Here is a 16,318-nt window from a genome sequence, read left to right as displayed (position 1 = left end):
ACGTTCCCAACTCAATGCCGTTGCGACGCAGGATGCCGGTTACCGTCGAGGCCGCCGGCGTGCCGATACCCTCGCGGGCAAGCACGCGCGCGATCTTGCGTCCACCCCAAGCCGGATGCGCCATACGCACCGCAAGGGCCGCCGCTTCCACCTCCGGCGCGCTGCGCGCCGGGCTCGATCGTGGCCGCCGCGACTGTTCGACCAGCCCAGCCTCCCCCTCGATCCGATAGCGCGAAAGCAGCTTGTGGCCACAGGTCCGGCCGATACCGAAGCGCTGGCACAGCACGCTTACATTCGCGCCTTTCGCCGACGCCAGCCTCACAAACTCCAGCTTCTGCTTCATCACGCTTCTGTCCTCGAATGGCATCCCGAACCCCCTCGCGCAAAAGCGCAAAACTGTTCGCGATGTCCTCGCACATCTGTTCGCGATGTCCCCAGTCCAAACAAGGGGGAGAAGGGCGGGTGCTCCTATCTCTGCGCCAGCCTTGCGCTCTCCACGGCAATGCCGAGCAGGGCCTGGCGTGCCAGCGCGACCGACAGATCCGGCCGCCGGCGTGTCTGCAGGATCGCCGTCTGCAGGCGGTTGAGGGCGCGGCCGAGCGCTTCGCTGCTCCACCGTTCGAGGGCTTTCTCGACCAGCTTGCGCCGCGAAAAAAAAACCGGCGGGCGCGCCGCGGCTACGACCGAAGCGGCATTGCGGCCGCCGGCGTCCATCTGGCCGCGCATCGCCTGGATCGCCTGCAACTGCCGCATCGCCGATGAAAGTACCAGAAAGGGCTGGCCGCCGGACTGGCAATGGCGGGTGAAGGCGGTATCGAAGTCGGCGATCCTGCCTTCGAGCAGGGCGTCGACCGCCGCATCGAAGGAGAGGCCCGAGACATCGCCAGACGTCGCCTTGACGTCGTCGAGGCCGATTTCGGCCTGGCCATGCGCGTAAAGCACCAGCTTTTCGATCTCGCCGCGCGAGGCCAGCCGGTCGCCGCCGAGATTGCGGCGCAGCGCCTGCCGCGCCTCCAGTGTCATCGACATGCCGGCCTTGCGCAGTTCGTCGTCGATGACCGTATCGATATCCCTGGCCTCATCGGCATAGCAAGGCAATGCCATGGCATTGTCCGCCGCCTCCACCACGGCGCGCAGGCCGACACCCTTCTTCAAGTCGCCGGCCTCGATGAGAATGATCGCGTCCCGCGCGGGCTCCGACGTCAGCGCCTTGACGTCATCGGCAAGCGCCTTCTGAGCGCCGGCATTGCGCACCCATAGCAGGCGCCGCTCCGAAAACATCGGCACGGTGCGGGCCTCGTCGAGCAGGCGGCCCTCGTCGCGATCGACTTCCGATCCGTCCAGCCTGACGACCGAGAACGGATCGTCAAGCGGCAGGCCGGTCTTGCCGGCAAAGGCCTTTGCCCGCTCGGCAACCAGCCCGCGATCGGGACCGTAAAGCAGCACGATCGAGACGCGCGGATCCGGCTTCGCGAGCCATGCATCGACCTCGTATGCTTTCTTTTGTGCCATAGGCGCTGATTAGCATGACGCGGGCGCGGGGTGAACGGCGCCGCCCTCCTTTCCTTCTCCCCCTTGTGGGAGAAGGTGAATTGGCGCGTAGCTCCAAGACGGTTGAGGGGTGCCGGCCGGAGTGCTGTCGATGCCAAGCTGGAACACCCCTCATCCGACCGAGCTTCGCTCGGCCACCTTCTCCCACAAGGGGAGAAGGAGGTGCTCGCGCCGACCAACCCGACGCATTGCCTTATCTGGCGGGAAACCCGGCGCAATCATCTCCCAAATTGCGCGCCGATCCGGAAGATCGACAAGAAATTTCGCCGACATATCTCCATCCTGTCTGCCGCGGGCAGCAGCCAGCGGCAGCGAAGCCTCGCCCGACGAATTGGCACTGGTCTGGCGGTGTGCAAATATCCTAGCCGGGCAACAGTGGAGGACCGAGATCATGGCCGATGCCGGAATGCTGCGCTTCCATGTTCCGGAACCGGAAGTGCGGCCGGGCGGGACGCCGGATTTCTCCAATGTGAGCATTCCAAAAGCTGGCTCGGTGCCGCGCCCGAAGATCGACGTCGACCCGCGCGACATCCGCGATCTGGCGTTCTCGATCATTCGCGTGCTCAACCGCGCCGGCGAGGCTGTCGGGCCGTGGGCCGGCCTGCTTTCCGACGAGGAACTGCTGGAGGGGCTGCGCCATATGATGACGCTGCGCAGCTTCGATGCGCGCATGCAGATGGCGCAGCGCCAGGGCAAGACCTCTTTCTACATGCAGCATCTCGGCGAAGAGGCGGTGAGCTGCGCCTTCCGCAAGGCGCTGTCGCGGGGCGACATGAATTTTCCGACCTATCGGCAGGCAGGCCTGCTCATCGCCGACGGCTACCCGATGGTCACGATGATGAACCAGATCTATTCGAACGAGGCCGATCCGCTGAAAGGGCGGCAATTGCCGATCATGTATTCGTCGAAGGAGCACGGCTTCTTCTCGATCTCCGGCAATCTGGCGACGCAGTACATCCAGGCGGTCGGCTGGGCGATGGCCTCGGCGATCAGCAATGACCAGAAGATCGCCGCCGCCTGGATCGGCGACGGCTCGACTGCCGAGTCCGACTTCCATTCGGCGCTGGTGTTCGCCTCGACCTACAAGGCGCCGGTCGTGCTCAACGTCGTCAACAACCAGTGGGCGATCTCGACCTTCCAGGGCATCGCCCGCGGCGGTTCCGGCACGTTTGCCGCCCGTGGGCTCGGCTTCGGTATTCCGTCGCTGCGCGTCGACGGCAACGACTATCTCGCCGTCCATGCGGTGGCCAAATGGGCGGCGGAACGGGCGCGCAGCAATCTCGGGCCGACGCTGGTCGAATACGTCACTTACCGCGTCGGCGCCCATTCGAGCTCCGACGACCCGTCGGCCTACCGGCCGAAGGCCGAGTCCGATGCCTGGCCGCTCGGCGACCCGATCGTCAGGCTGAAGAACCATCTCATCCAGCGCGGCGTCTGGTCGGACGAACGCCACGCCCAGGCCGAGGCCGAAATCCTCGACACGGTGATTTCGGCGCAGCGGGAGGCCGAGCGCCATGGCACGCTGCATGCCGGCGGCAAGCCCTCGGCGCGCGACATGTTCGAGGGCGTCTATGCCGAGATGCCGCCGCATCTCAGGCGCCAGCGCCAACACGCAGGGGTCTGACCATGCCGCGGCGGACCATGATCGAGGCGATCCGCGACGCCATGGACGTGTCGATGGCGCGCGACGAGCGCGTCATCGTGTTCGGCGAGGATGTCGGCTTCTTCGGCGGCGTCTTCCGCTGCACCCAGGGCCTGCAGGCGAAATACGGCAAGAGCCGCTGCTTCGATGCGCCGATCAGCGAATCCGGCATTGTCGGCGCGGCTATCGGCATGGCCGCCTACGGGCTGAAGCCTTGCGTCGAGGTGCAGTTTGCCGACTATGTTTATCCGGCCTACGATCAGATCGTCTCGGAAGCGGCGCGGCTGCGCTACCGGTCGAACGGTGATTTCACCTGCCCGATCGTGGTCAGGATGCCGACCGGCGGCGGCATTTTTGGTGGCCAGACCCACAGCCAGAGCCCGGAGGCGCTGTTCACCCACGTCTCCGGCCTGAAAGTCGTGGTGCCCTCGAACCCGCATGACGCCAAGGGCCTTTTGATCGCGTCGATAGAGGATCCGGACCCGGTGATCTTCCTGGAACCGAAGCGGCTTTATAATGGCCCTTTCGACGGTCATCACGAGCGGCCGGTAACGCCATGGTCGAAACATGAGCTCGGCGAAGTCGCCGACGGCCATTACACGGTGCCGCTCGGCAAGGCGGTGATCCGACGGCCGGGTGCGGCAGTCACCGTGCTTGCCTATGGCACGATGGTCTATGTCGCCCAGGCGGCAGCCGAGGAGACCGGCATCGATGCCGAGATCATAGATCTGAGGACACTGCTGCCGCTCGATCTCGAGACGATCGTCGCCTCGGTCAACAAGACGGGGCGCTGCGTCATCGTGCACGAGGCGACGCTGACATCGGGGTTCGGCGCCGAACTTTCGGCGCTGGTTCAGGAGAGCTGCTTCTACCATCTGGAAGCGCCGGTGGCGCGGGTCACCGGCTGGGACACGCCCTATCCGCATGCGCAGGAGTGGGACTATTTTCCTGGTCCTGCCCGGCTAGGCCGCGCGCTCGTCGAAACGGTGGAAGCCTGAAGGGGGAACGATGGGCGAATATGTCATCAAGCTGCCCGATGTCGGCGAAGGCGTAGCCGAGGCCGAGCTCGTCGAATGGCAGGTCAAGGTCGGCGATCTCGTGCGCGAGGATGCCGTGCTGGCCGCTGTCATGACCGACAAGGCGACGGTCGAAATTCCTTCGCCCGTCGATGGCGAAATCGTCTGGTTGGGCGCCGAGATCGGCGACACGGTGGCGATCGGCTCGCCGATTGTCAGGTTGAAGGTGGCGGGCGAGGGCAATGTCAGGGATGCTGCGTCGCAGGCCACTGAGGCGGGCGCCAAGAATACCCCCACCGAGCGCAGTACCCCCACCCCTAACCCCTCCCCACAAGGGGGAGGGGGACGTGCCGCAACCTCCAAGGCCGAACCCGAGACCGCTCCACGATCATCTGAAAAAACACCAACGCATAAGGGACTAAGTGCGGCGGGTGGCGAATCCCCCTCTCCCTTGTGGGGAGGGGTTAGGGGTGGGGGTACTGCCGCCGGTGGGGGTACTGCGCGGACCTCCGGCGCGCCGCGTCCGGAGGGCGAAAAGCCACTGGCCTCACCGGCCGTCCGCTTGAGGGCGAAAGAGGCCGGCATCGACCTTCGGCAGGTCCCGGGAACCGGCCCGGCCGGCCGCATCCAGCATGAGGACATCGAGGCTTTCCTGGCGCGCGGACCTCTGCTCGCCAAGGTTTCCGGCCTTGCCCGCAACGAGGCGGTCGAGGACATCAAGATAGTCGGGCTCAGGCGAAAGATCGCCGAGAAGATGACGCTGGCCAAGTCGCGCATCCCGCATATCACCTATGTCGAGGAGATCGACGTCACCGCGCTCGAGGATTTGCGCGCCGCGCTCAACAAGGAGAAGCGGCCGGGCGGGAACAGGCCGAAGCTGACGCTGCTGCCGTTCTTGATGCGGGCGATGGTCAAGGCAATCGCCGACCAGCCCAATGTCAACGCACTGTTCGACGACGAAGCCGGCATCGTCCACCAGCATGGCGGCGTCCATATCGGCATCGCCGCGCAGACGGCTTCCGGGCTGATGGTGCCCGTGGTCAAGCACGCCGAGGCGCGCGACATCTGGGACTGTGCAGCCGAGGTTGTCAGGCTGGCCGAGGCAGCAAAATCCGGCACGGCGACGCGCGACGAACTCTCGGGATCGACCATCACCATCACTTCGCTGGGCGCCATGGGCGGCGTGGCGACGACGCCGGTGATCAATCATCCGGAAGTGGCGATCGTCGGCGTCAACAAGATGATGGTGCGGCCGGTATGGGACGGTACCCAGTTCATCCCGCGCAAGATGATGAACCTGTCCTCCAGCTTCGACCACCGCGTCATCGACGGCTGGGACGCGGCGGTGTTCATCCAGCGGATAAAGACGCTGCTGGAAACGCCGGCGCTGATTTTTGTGGATTGATGAGATGAACAGAGGATCGCAGGGGCGCGAGATGAGAGCAGTAGCGATCCTTCGCGCCCCCCTCTGCCCTACCGGGCATCTCCCCCTCAAGGGGGGAGATCGGCCGTCATCCCGCCTTTCGCCAATCTCCAGCTTTGCAGGACTAAGCCGAACGCGAAAGCTGCCAATCTCCCCCCTTGAGGGGGAGATGTCCGGCAGGACAGAGGGGGGTGCTGCCCCGCCGGCTCGTCGAACTAAGGTGCAATGATGAAGGAAATCTCCTGCAAGCTGCTGGTCATCGGCGCCGGTCCGGGCGGCTATGTCTGTGCCATCCGCGCCGGGCAGCTTGGCATCGACACAGTGATCGTCGAGGCAGGCAAACCGGGCGGCACTTGCCTCAATGTCGGCTGCATCCCGTCAAAGGCGCTGATCCATGCAGCCGAAGAGTTCGAAAAGCTCTCGCACATGGCCGGCGGCAAAAGTCCACTCGGCATAACGGTCGCGGCACCGTCGCTTGATCTCGCGGCGACCATTGCCTGGAAAGACGGCATCGTTAGCCGGCTGAACAACGGCGTCGCCGGCCTGCTGAAGAAAGCTGGCGTGAAGACGGTGCATGGCTGGGCGACATTTCGCGACGGCAAGACCGTTGCCGTCGAGACCGAGATCGGCATGCAGGTGATCCGAGCCGAAACTGTGGTGATAGCGACCGGCTCGGCGCCGGTAGATCTGCCATCGCTGCCGTTCGGCGGGCCGGTCATTTCGTCGACCGAGGCGCTGGCGCTGAGCGAAGTTCCGGAGAGGCTGGCGGTGGTCGGCGGCGGCTATATCGGGCTGGAACTCGGCATCGCCTTTGCCAAGCTGGGCGCCAAGGTGACCGTAGTCGAGGCGTTGCCGCGCGTGCTGGCGCAATATGATGCGGAACTGACCCGGCCGGTGGTGAAGCGGCTGGCCGAACTCGGCATCGAGGTGCTCGTGAACGCCAAGGCCAAGGGGCTGTCCACTAAGCGCGACGCGCTGCTGGTCGAGACGAATGGCGGCAAGAACGGCAAGATTGCCGGCGACATGGTGCTGGTCACGGTCGGTCGCAAGCCGGTGACCGAAGGCTGGGGGTTGGAGCAGATCGACCTCGACATGGCCGGATCCTTCATCCGCATCGACGACCAGTGCCGCAGCTCGATGCGTGGTATCTTTGCCATTGGCGACGTCACCGGCGAGCCGATGCTGGCGCACCGGGCCATGGCGCAAGGCGAAATGGTCGCCGAGATCGTCGCCGGCCACAAGCGCAGCTGGGACAGACGAGCGATCCCGGCTGTCTGTTTCACCGATCCGGAGCTGGTCACCGCAGGCCTGTCGCCGGAGGAGGCCAAGACCCGTGGCGAGATCAAGGTCGGACTGTTTCCCTTCATCGCCAATGGCCGGGCGATGACGAAGTTGGGCGAGGACGGATTCGTCCGGGTAGTGGCGCGGGCGGACAACCATCTGGTGCTTGGCATTCAAGCCGTCGGCCAGGGCGTGTCGGAGCTGTCCACTGCGTTTGGGCTGGCGCTGGAGATGGGTGCGACGCTGGAGGATATCGCCGGGACGATCCATGCCCATCCGACACAGGGCGAGGGTTTTCCGGAAGCGGCGCTGAAGGCGCTGGGGCGGGCGGTGCATGTCTGAGGGCTCGCGCTCTCCCCCCTTGAGGGGGAGATGGCCGGCAGGCCAGAGGGGGTCGGTTCGACTGGATGCGACCTCCCTTGCGACAGATGGAGGTTGGCGCTCTACGCGAGGCGACCCCCTCTGTCGCCTTCGGCGACATCTCCCCCTCGAGGGGGGAGATTACGCAGCTCACCCTGCAAGCCGGCTAACCATTTCGTGCTGCGCATAGGCGCGGCCGAAGCGGTTGGCTAGGAAGGCGTCGAGGGCGATGTCCTCCTGCTTGATGAAGCCCCTGGCCGGCAAGCTGCCGTCGGCCAGCATGTCGAGCACCGCGCAGATGGCGGAGGCGGTGGTGATCTGGATGGCGCTGCGCACCGTTTCGCCGACGCGCTTGGCGTAGATCTTGTTGGCGTAGGTCTCTTGCAGCAGGCGGCCGTTCTTGCGGCCGCTGACGGTGACGAAGACGATGACCACGTCCTGCAGCGTCGCCGGCAGGGCGCTTTCGAAAATGTCCTTCAGCACGTCGCGGCGGTGGCGCAGGCCGAGGTCGTTGAGCAGCGCCTTCATGATCGCGGCATGGCCGGGATAGCGGATGGTGCGGTAGTTCAGCGTCCGCACTCTGCCTTTCAGCGTTTCGGCCAGCGTGCCCAGCCCGCCCGAGGTGTTGAACGCCTCGTAGGTGACGCCGTCGAGCGAGAATTCTTCACGCTCCTCCAGCGGCGGCACTTCGACAAGCTCGCCTTCGACGATCGCCTCGCACGGCTCGCAATATTCGTTGATGACGCCGTCGGTGCTCCAGGTCAGATTGTAGTTCAGCGCATTCGACGGGTATTGCGGCAGCGCGCCGACCCGCATGCGCACGCTTTCCAGCGTGTCGAAGCGGCTGGCGAGATCGTTGGCAACGATCGAGATGAAGCCCGGCGCCAGCCCGCATTGCGGAATGAAGGCGCTGTTGCCGGAACGCGCCAGTTCCTTGACGCGCCTGGTGCTGACGACGTCCTCGGTCAGATCGAGATAATGCACGCCGGCACTGGCCGCCGCCTCGGCGATGCGCGTGGTCAGATGGAAGGGCGCGGCGCTGAGCACCGCGAACTTGCCGGCCAAGGCGGCTTCGAGCGTGCCGGCGGCTTCGATATCGAGTTCCAGCGCCTCGACCGTTTCAGACAGTTCGGCCGCGCCGAGCTGCGCCGCCGAGCGGTCGATGAGCGTGACATGGTAGTCGCCCGTGGAAGCCAGCATCTCGGCAATGGTCGAGCCGATCTTGCCGGCGCCGACGACGATGATTTCCTTCATGACCGGTCCCTCGCACCAATGCTAAATTCACGGTTAGAATCGCAGCTTGCCTGTCGAAAGGAAGCGTGAGATTGTACGAAACGCAGCCTCTCTTTGGGCAATGTGCCGGTAAGGTTCGTCGAAATGCTCAGCGATGCCGACCAGGCTCTGCTTTCCCTGCTGCGCACCAATGCGCGCGCCTCGACCGCCGAACTGGCGCGGCGGCTCGGCGTCTCACGAACAACGGTGCAAAGCCGGATCGAGCGGCTGGAACAGCGCGGCATCATCGCCGGCTACGGGGTCAGGCTGTTGCCGGATTACGAGCAGGGGCTGGTCAGGGCGCATGTCCTGCTCACCGTCACCCCCAAGCTTGCCGACAAGGTGGTGCGCAGCCTGCAGGCGCTGGCACCGGTTCGCACGCTGCACTCGGTCAGCGGCAATTTCGATATGATCGTCATCGTCGAGGCGCCGTCGATCAGGGATCTCGACACGCTTCTCGACCAGATCGGCGCCATGGACGGAGTCGAGCGCACGTCGTCGTCGATCATCCTGTCGACGCGGATCGACCGCTGAGCCGGCTGGTGTCGCGGGTCCAGACGCTGTCGGGACAGCGCCCCCCTCTCTGCCCTGCCGGGCATCTCCCCATCCAGGGGGAGATTGGATGTCACCGCGGCTTTCGCCAATCTCCAAGGTGGCTGAATGGATGCTATCGGCGAAGCTGCCGATCTCCCCACTAGAGGGGGAGATGCCAAGTGATCGCAAAGAGGGCAGGACAGAGGGGGTCGCGAAGGATCACCAAGGGCGGTGATCGTTGTGGCGTTACCGCAGCAAAGCGATATAGGCTTTCAAAATGTGGATCGATGGCGTGCAGCCGCCCCCTATCTCTCGCAGCACCGCGCGTTCACCCAAAGAACCTAGACAGGAGGCCTCCTTGCCCAAGCAGTGTTTTGGAAAATCCCATGTGCCGTTGTCGCCGGCGGTCAGGGCCGGCGATTTCGTCTATGTCTCAGGCCAGGTGCCGGTCGGCACAGACGGGCTGGTGGTCAAGGGCGGCATCGCCGAACAGACCGAGCAGGTGCTGTCGAACGTCAAGGCGGCACTGGCGCTGGCCGGCTGTACCCTCGACGACGTAGTCAAGACGACGGTCTGGCTCGAAGACGCCCGCGATTTCGGCATTTTCAACACCGTCTATGCCAGGCATTTCCCGAAAGACCCGCCGGCGCGCACGACAGTGGAGTCGCGGCTGATGATCGACATCAAGATCGAGGTCGAGGCCGTTGCCTACAGGCCGGCCTGACGGGAAAGTGGAGACAGGCGCGATGCAATTCGATCTCCTGATAAAAGGCGGCCGCCTCATCGATCCGGCGTCCGGCCTCGACGCGCAGAGCGATCTGGCGATTGCCGACGGCCGTATCGCCGCGATCGACACCGAAATCCCCTTCGAACGTGCCGCCCGCGTCATCGATGCCACGGGCTCCATCGTCGCGCCGGGCCTGATCGACCTGCACAGCCATGTCTATTGGGGCGGCACGTCGCTCGGCGTCGATGCCGACCGGCTCGCCGCAAAGAGCGGCACCACCACCTTCATCGATGCCGGAAGTGCCGGCGCCGGCAATTTCCTCGGCTTTCGCCGCCACGTCATCGAGCGCTCGAAAGTCCGCATCCTGGCCTATGTCAACATTTCCTTTGCCGGCATATTCGGCTTCTCGCAGACCGTGGCGGTCGGCGAGTGTAGCGATCTCCGGCTCTGCGAACCGCGCGAGACGGTAGCGGCGGCTCGCGAGCACGCGGACGTGGTTGTCGGCGTCAAGGTCCGCTCGGGTCGCCATGCCGGCGGCACCAGCGGCATCGCGCCGGTCGATCTCGCGCTCGAAGCCGCCGACAAAGCCGGCCTGCCGCTGATGGCGCACATAGACGAGCCGCCGCCGGGCCGCTCGGAAGTGCTGCCGCGGCTGCGCAAGGGCGACATCCTCACCCACTGCTTCCGGCCGTTTCCCAACGCGCCGGTCTTCGCCTCGGGGGCGGTGCGGCCAGATATGCGGCTGGCGCGCGAGCGCGGCGTCATCTTCGACATCGGCCACGGCATGGGCTCGTTCGATTTCGAAGTGGCGAAAGCGATGCTCAGCGAGGGGCTGGCGCCGGACGTGATCAGCAGCGACGTGCATCTCTACTGCGTCGACGGGCCGGCCTTCGACATCCTGGTCTGCATGTCGAAGCTGCTGGCGCTCGGCATGCCGCTGGTCGAGGTGCTGCGCGCCGCCACGCAGCGCCCTGCCGAAGCGATCGCCAGGCCCGATCTCGGCAGGCTTGCGGTGGGTGCGGTCGGCGACATCGCGGTGTTGCGGCTGCGTCCGGGCCGCTTCACCTTTGTCGATTCGGTCGGCGCCTCGCTGGTCGCCGAGCAAAGGCTGGTCTCGGACGGAATCGTGGTCGGCGGCAGCTGGTGGCCGAACGAGGCGGTGGACGATCTCGGCGAGACCGAACGCTTCGAAGCGCATGCGCACGACACTCATGTCGATGTGGCGAGCCGGCATTTCGGGCGTGGGTGATCTCCCCCCTTGAGGGGGAGATGTCGCCGAAGGCGACAGAGGGGGTCGGTTCGACCGGGCTCGTCTTCCTGCAACGGATGGAGGTTGGCGCTCGACGCGCGGCGCCCCCCTCTGGCCTGCCGGCCATCTCCCCCTCAAGGGGGGAGATCGGCCGTCACCGCCCCGGCGCTCCATAGACCGGCGTCGCAATGCCTTCCATGCGCGCCTTGATCTGCAGCGCGACGTACTTCGAATAGAAGCGCGACAGCGCCAGATTGCCGCCGTGGAACCACAGCGCTTCCTGTGCCGTCGGCTTCCACATGTTGCGCAATTCGCCTTGCCACGGACCCGGGTCGCCTTTCACGCCCGAGCCAATCCCCCAGCACGGGCCGACCTTGTCGGCGACTTCGCGCGAGACGATCGCCGCCACGGTTTCGTTCATCGAGAGATAGCCGGTGCAGGCGATGATTGCGTCGGCCGCCAGTTCGGTGCCGTCGTCGAAGAGGATGCCTGTCTGCGTCAGCGACTTGATCCCGACGCCACTGCGGATGCCGATCTCGCCGTCGATGATCAGGTCGCAAGCGCCGACATCGATGTAGAAGCCCGAGCCGGTGCGGTAGGCCTTCATCAGGAGCCCGGTCTCGTCGTCGCCGAAATCGATGGCGAAGCCGGCGCCGCGCAAGCGATCGTAGAAGGCCGCGTCGCGCGCCTTGATGATGTCGTAAAGCGCCCGCTGGCCTTGCGGCAGCAGCGCGAACGGCGTCGAGGCGACGATCATGTCCGCTTTCTCGGTGGTGATGCCGCGGGCCAGCGCCTTTTCCGAAAAGATCTCGAAACCGATCTCCATCAGCGTGTCCGACTTGACCACCGTCGTCGGCGAGCGCTGGACCATGGTCACCTCGGCGCCGCTCTCCCAGAGGTCGACGCTGACGTCATGGCCGGAACTTGCCGCGCCGATGACGGCGACCTTCTTGCCGCGGAATTTTTCGCCGCTGGAATACTGGCTGGAATGCAGGATTTCGCCGTCGAAGACCTCGGCGCCCGGCAGGTCGATGCGCCTGGGCGGGCCATAAGCACCGGTTGCAAAGACGATGTGCTTCGGCTTTAGCGTGATGCGCTCGCCGGCGCGGTCGAGCTCGACCGTCCAGACCTTTTCGGTCTCGTCATAGGACGCGCTGACGCATGTCGTGGAGGTCCAGTAGTTGAGCTCCATGACGCGCGTATACATCTCCAGCCAGTCGCCCATCTTGTCCTTGGGCGTGAACACCGGCCAGTTCTCGGGAAACGGGATGTAGGGCAGATGGTCGTACCAGACCGGGTCGTGCAGCACGAGCGAGCGGTAGCGATTGCGCCAGGAATCGCCGGCCTGGGTGTTCTTCTCGATGACGATGGCCGGCACGCCCAATTGCCTGAGCCGCGCCCCCAGCATGATGCCGCCCTGGCCGCCGCCGATAACCAGGCAGTAGGGCTGTTGGCTAACGCCGAGGTCACGCGCCTCGCGGCGCCTCGCCTCCAGCCAGGTTTCGCGTTCCGGGTCTGCCTTGTGGCGGACACCCAGCGGCCGCGCCGGGCCCTTGCGCTCCTCCAACCCCTTGAGATCGCTCATCGCCGTAAACAGCGTCCGGCATTTGCCGTCCCTGAGGCGCATGACGCCTTGACCCCACGCCGATGACGTCTCGAAGCTGAACCAGGCTTCGATCATGCCCTCGTCCGAAGTCGCTTCGCCGCTGAGCTGCCATCGGGCAGGCTTTGTCGTTGCCAGCGTCGCCGCCAGCATGTCGCGGATCGCGGCGCGGCCTTCCATCGTCTTGATGTTCCAGGTGAAGGTCAAGAGATCGCGCCAGTAGCAGTCCTCGACGAACAGGTTGATTGCGGCCTCGACGTCGCCGGCCTCGAGTGCTCGCGCAAAAGAACCAAGCCAGGTGGCCGCCTGTTTCGTCGGTGCGATGTCGAGCATCTGTCTTCCCTAACTTCCAGTGACGTTTGCGCTGCCCTCATTCTTACCCTTTCCCGGTTCTTTGCGGGAGAGGGTAAGGGCCGTGCAAACAGTCCGGAAGCTAAGGGCGCAGCGTAGGCCGAAGCGACTGCCGCTGCCGTCAGGCCCGCGCGCGGGCCTGATCCGAACCGCTATCCAGCCATGCAAGATCGTCCGGCGAAAGTGAAATGTCGAGCGCCTGGAGGCTGTCTTCCAATTCGTCGAGCGTGCGCGGCCCGATCAGCGGGACGGACGGAAAGGGCTGCGCCAGGACATAGGCGAGCGCGACGTGGATCGGGCTCTTGCCCAGCCGTCTGGCGAGCTCGATGGCGCGGTCGCGACGGCCGAAATTCTTCTCCGAGTACCAGACCCGGACCAGCTCCTCATTGTCGCGCCGGTCGCGGCCGGCGCGGTCGGTGAAGAAGCCGCGGCCCTGGCTCGACCAGGCGAAGTTCGGCATCTGCCGGGCGGTGAGCCAGGTCTTCCATTCGTCGCTGGAGGAGGTGACGCAGCCTGCCCAGATCGGCTCCAGCATTTCGGCCAGCGAGAAATTGTTGGAAAGCGCGCCGGGCTTCTGCTTCCCGGTGCGCTCGGCATAGGCAATCGCCTTGTCCATGCGTTCCATCGTCCAGTTCGAGCCGCCGAACGGACCGCGAATGCGGCCGGCCTTGACCTCGCGGTCCATCGCATCGACGAACTCGTCGACCGGCACATCCGGATTGTCGCGGTGCATGAAATAGACGTCGATATGGTCGGTCTGCAGCCGTTCGAGCGACTGGGTGAGCTGTTTGCCGATGACGTCGGGATAGCAGAGCGGCGAGTGCGCGCCCTTGCCGATGACCACCGACTGCTCGCGCACGCCGCGGTTCTTCAGCCACTGGCCGAGCAGCGTCTCGGTATAGCCGGAACCGTAGACGAAGGCGGTGTCGAACAGATTGCCGCCGGCCTCGAAATAAGCATCGAGCAGGATGGCGCCCGACGAAAAGGTGCGGAAATCCTCGAAGCCGAGCGCCAGGCACGAGGCCGGCCGCGGCAGGCCCGGAATGCTGCGCTTGGGGATGGCGGTTCCGCCGGAGCGCAGCTTCCGTCCGGAGATCGTGTTGACGCGCTTTGCCGGTTTCTCGATGTCGTATTCGAGCCCGATTGCGGCCCGCCATTTGTCGAGCACGCGCAGATTGCCGAGACTGTCGGCCCAGCCCATGCCGGGCCAGGCGAACTCCTGCTTTCCGCCGAGAATGGCCTCGCCGGCGGCGTCGACCTCAAATGCGTACAGCCAGCCGTCCTCCGTGACCTCGACCACCTCAGTGTCACCCGGACGGATGATGCGGATTTCGCCGGTGCCGCCTTGCTGGCCGCCGGCATACCAGAAATCCGCCACCTCGATGCGGCCTTTGCTGCCGAGAATACGCAAGACATTGTCCTGAGCGAGCGAGATGCTGCAGGACACTTCCGCGACGATGCCGCCCGGAAAATGCAACAGCGCCGACGCCCATTCGTCGACGCCGGATTGGCCGAGATGCGCAGCGCCGACGACTTTGTCCGGCTCGGCGAAGGGCTTTCCCACTGCTGCGCCGGCAATCAGCCGCGCCATCGAGACGGGATAACCGCCGACATCGAGAATGCCGCCGCCGGCGAGATCCTTGGCGTAGAGACGGTGCTCCGGCATGAAGCCCGGCATGGCGAAGCCGAAGCTGGATTTGATCATCTTGATGTCGCCGATCGCGTCGGCCCTGATCAGCTCGACCAGCTTGGCCGTCTGCGGATGCAGCCGGTACATGAAGGCTTCGCCGAGAAAGGTGCCGGCCTTGCGCGCGGCATGGATCATGGCGTCGGCTTCGAATGCGGTCAGGCCAAGCGGCTTTTCGCAAAGCACGTGCTTTCCGGCCTCGGCCGCCTTGATCGCCCATTCGGCATGGCTCGGATGCGGCGTCGAAATATAGATCGCGTCGACATCCGGATCGCCAACCAAAGCCTCGTAGCCGTCCAGGATGCGAGCGCCGGGGAAAGCCTCGGTGAGCCCCGCCTTGCCGGGATTGCGCGCCCCTAAGGCGACCAATGTGCCGGTGCGCGAATGGGCGACGCCCCCGGCAAAAGCCTTGGCGATGTTGCCGGGCCCGAGAATGCCCCAGCGAACTTTTTCTGGTTTGGACGTCATGTCAAATCTCCGTGGGGTGGCCGCGAGCAATCGCGATCGGACAAAAGAAAGATGGGTTAGCGAATGCGTGCGCCGGTGGCGTCGAAGAGAAGCGAGCGGTCGGCTTTGATCGACACCACCAGGTCGTCGCCGTTCGCGCGATGCCGCGAGGCCTCGCGCTCGATGATCAGTTCCTCGCGTCCGCCCCCGGTACCGGAATTGGCATAGACATAGCTCACCGATCCCAAGTGCTCGGCGACGTCGGCCTTGAGGGTAAGGTCGCAATCGCCCTGGCCGGCATCGAAGAAATGCTCCGGCCGCACGCCAAGCACAACATCGCCGCCTGTTGCAGGCAAGGCATCCGAAAGCGGCTTGCGCAGTCGCGCGCCGCGATGATTGACCAGTTCGACGACCGCCGCACCGTTGTCGGCCCCGACCATTTTTGCCGCCAGGAAGTTCATTTTCGGCGAGCCGACGAAGCCGGCAACGAAGCGGTTGGCGGGGTCGTCGTAGAGATCGAGCGGCGCGCCGATCTGCTCGATATTGCCGGCGTTGAGCACGACGATCCTGTCGGCCAGTGTCATCGCCTCGGTCTGGTCGTGCGTGACATAGACCATGGTAACGCCGAGTTCCTTATGAAGGCGCGATATCTCGACGCGCATCTGCACCCGGAGCTCGGCATCGAGATTGCTGAGCGGTTCGTCGAACAGGAACACTTGCGGCTCACGCACGATGGCGCGGCCGATGGCGACGCGCTGGCGCTGGCCGCCCGACAATTGCCGCGGCCGCCGCTTCATCAGCTCGGCGATGCGCAGGATTTCGGAAGCCCGCTTCACCCGCCGCTCGGTATCTGCCTTGGGGTTGCCGGTCATTCTCAGGCCGAAGCTCAGATTCTGCTCGACCGTCATGTGCGGATAGAGCGCGTAGGACTGGAACACCATGGCGATGCCGCGATCGGCCGCCTCGACGTCGTTCACCACCTTGCCGCCAATGGCGATCTCGCCGTCGCTGATGTCCTCGAGCCCGGCGATCATCCGAAGCAGCGTGGACTTGCCGCAGCCGGAAGGGCCGACGAAGACGACGAATTCGCCGTCATCGATGTCGATATTGGCGCCGTGGACGATCTCGAAGACGCCGAAGCGCTTGATGACGTTTTTGAGTGTGACTGCCGCCAT

At 65.1% G+C, this 16,318-nt stretch carries 13 protein-coding genes; 7 read left to right on the top strand and 6 right to left on the bottom strand.

The genetic code is table 11. The annotated features are described in order from the left end of the window. Positions 1 to 343: helix-turn-helix domain-containing protein (locus NKI52_RS03780; protein ID WP_352697059.1), on the bottom strand; the 343-nt coding region annotated here is incomplete at its 3' end. Between the two features lie 125 nt (positions 344 to 468). Further along, positions 469 to 1,512 (bottom strand): DNA polymerase III subunit delta, encoded by a 1,044-nt coding sequence (gene holA, locus NKI52_RS03775; protein ID WP_352697057.1) that lies wholly within the window; start codon positions 1,510 to 1,512, stop codon positions 469 to 471. A gap of 430 nt (positions 1,513 to 1,942) precedes the next feature. On the opposite strand from holA, the gene NKI52_RS03770 reads away from it, so the two are divergent. The 4 genes from NKI52_RS03770 to lpdA all read left to right on the top strand — a co-directional run bounded on the left by NKI52_RS03770 (position 1,943) and on the right by lpdA (position 7,255). Next, entirely contained in the window at positions 1,943 to 3,175 is a 1,233-nt protein-coding gene (locus NKI52_RS03770; protein ID WP_023675934.1) for a 3-methyl-2-oxobutanoate dehydrogenase (2-methylpropanoyl-transferring) subunit alpha, read from the top strand. Between the two features lie 2 nt (positions 3,176 to 3,177). Then, a complete protein-coding gene (locus NKI52_RS03765; RefSeq protein ID WP_023675935.1) occupies positions 3,178 to 4,191 on the top strand; it encodes an alpha-ketoacid dehydrogenase subunit beta in 1,014 nt (337 codons plus the stop codon). A 10-nt stretch (positions 4,192 to 4,201) separates the two neighbouring features. Further along, the gene (locus NKI52_RS03760; protein ID WP_023675936.1) at positions 4,202 to 5,614 is read left to right on the top strand and encodes a dihydrolipoamide acetyltransferase family protein; all 1,413 of its coding nucleotides are present in this window, start codon (positions 4,202 to 4,204) and stop codon (positions 5,612 to 5,614) included. 246 nt (positions 5,615 to 5,860) lie between these two features. Next, the gene (gene lpdA / locus NKI52_RS03755; protein ID WP_023675937.1) at positions 5,861 to 7,255 is read left to right on the top strand and encodes a dihydrolipoyl dehydrogenase; all 1,395 of its coding nucleotides are present in this window, start codon (positions 5,861 to 5,863) and stop codon (positions 7,253 to 7,255) included. Between the two features lie 168 nt (positions 7,256 to 7,423). Here lpdA and NKI52_RS03750 read toward each other — a convergent pair whose 3' ends face one another. Continuing rightward, entirely contained in the window at positions 7,424 to 8,527 is a 1,104-nt protein-coding gene (locus NKI52_RS03750) for a saccharopine dehydrogenase family protein (RefSeq protein ID WP_352697055.1), read from the bottom strand. A 123-nt stretch (positions 8,528 to 8,650) separates the two neighbouring features. On the opposite strand from NKI52_RS03750, the gene NKI52_RS03745 reads away from it, so the two are divergent. From NKI52_RS03745 to NKI52_RS03735, 3 genes are all read left to right on the top strand, one after another. Further along, on the top strand, positions 8,651 to 9,079 hold the full coding sequence (locus tag NKI52_RS03745; RefSeq protein ID WP_023675939.1) for an Lrp/AsnC family transcriptional regulator: 429 nt from the start codon (positions 8,651 to 8,653) through the stop codon (positions 9,077 to 9,079). 358 nt (positions 9,080 to 9,437) lie between these two features. Beyond that, the gene (locus tag NKI52_RS03740) at positions 9,438 to 9,803 is read left to right on the top strand and encodes a RidA family protein (protein ID WP_023675940.1); all 366 of its coding nucleotides are present in this window, start codon (positions 9,438 to 9,440) and stop codon (positions 9,801 to 9,803) included. Positions 9,804 to 9,825: 22 nt separating this feature from the next. Then, positions 9,826 to 11,055: an amidohydrolase/deacetylase family metallohydrolase gene (locus NKI52_RS03735; RefSeq protein ID WP_023675941.1), complete on the top strand. Its 1,230-nt coding sequence runs from the start codon at positions 9,826 to 9,828 to the stop codon at positions 11,053 to 11,055. A 154-nt stretch (positions 11,056 to 11,209) separates the two neighbouring features. Here the strand turns inward: NKI52_RS03735 and NKI52_RS03730 are convergent, their stop codons facing one another. From NKI52_RS03730 to NKI52_RS03720, 3 genes are all read right to left on the bottom strand, one after another. Continuing rightward, entirely contained in the window at positions 11,210 to 12,991 is a 1,782-nt protein-coding gene (locus tag NKI52_RS03730; protein ID WP_023675942.1) for an NAD(P)/FAD-dependent oxidoreductase, read from the bottom strand. A gap of 139 nt (positions 12,992 to 13,130) precedes the next feature. Further along, positions 13,131 to 15,164, bottom strand: coding sequence for an aldo/keto reductase (locus NKI52_RS03725; protein WP_352570096.1), 2,034 nt, complete (start codon positions 15,162 to 15,164; stop codon positions 13,131 to 13,133). Positions 15,165 to 15,220: 56 nt separating this feature from the next. After that, positions 15,221 to 16,318, bottom strand: coding sequence for an ABC transporter ATP-binding protein (locus NKI52_RS03720; protein ID WP_023675944.1), 1,098 nt, complete (start codon positions 16,316 to 16,318; stop codon positions 15,221 to 15,223).

It is taken from the genome of Mesorhizobium sp. M0590, assembly GCF_040320905.1.
Lineage (GTDB): Bacteria > Pseudomonadota > Alphaproteobacteria > Rhizobiales > Rhizobiaceae > Mesorhizobium.
The sequence above is the reverse complement of the archived record's forward strand: the minus strand, read 5'-3'. Positions and strand labels throughout refer to the sequence as shown.

Bases quoted from the DNA above. Each gene is read 5' to 3' on its own strand.
- holA (WP_352697057.1), bottom strand. From the start codon at position 1,512: ATGGCACAAAAGAAAGCATACGAGGTCGATGCATGGCTCGCGAAGCCG.
- NKI52_RS03725 (WP_352570096.1), bottom strand. From the start codon at position 15,164: ATGACGTCCAAACCAGAAAAAGTTCGCTGGGGCATTCTCGGGCCCGGC.
- NKI52_RS03750 (WP_352697055.1), bottom strand. From the start codon at position 8,527: ATGAAGGAAATCATCGTCGTCGGCGCCGGCAAGATCGGCTCGACCATT.
- lpdA (WP_023675937.1), top strand. From the start codon at position 5,861: ATGAAGGAAATCTCCTGCAAGCTGCTGGTCATCGGCGCCGGTCCGGGC.
- NKI52_RS03730 (WP_023675942.1), bottom strand. From the start codon at position 12,991: ATGCTCGACATCGCACCGACGAAACAGGCGGCCACCTGGCTTGGTTCT.
- NKI52_RS03770 (WP_023675934.1), top strand. From the start codon at position 1,943: ATGGCCGATGCCGGAATGCTGCGCTTCCATGTTCCGGAACCGGAAGTG.
- NKI52_RS03735 (WP_023675941.1), top strand. From the start codon at position 9,826: ATGCAATTCGATCTCCTGATAAAAGGCGGCCGCCTCATCGATCCGGCG.
- NKI52_RS03765 (WP_023675935.1), top strand. From the start codon at position 3,178: ATGCCGCGGCGGACCATGATCGAGGCGATCCGCGACGCCATGGACGTG.
- NKI52_RS03720 (WP_023675944.1), bottom strand. From the start codon at position 16,318: ATGGCGGCAGTCACACTCAAAAACGTCATCAAGCGCTTCGGCGTCTTC.
- NKI52_RS03745 (WP_023675939.1), top strand. From the start codon at position 8,651: ATGCTCAGCGATGCCGACCAGGCTCTGCTTTCCCTGCTGCGCACCAAT.
- NKI52_RS03760 (WP_023675936.1), top strand. From the start codon at position 4,202: ATGGGCGAATATGTCATCAAGCTGCCCGATGTCGGCGAAGGCGTAGCC.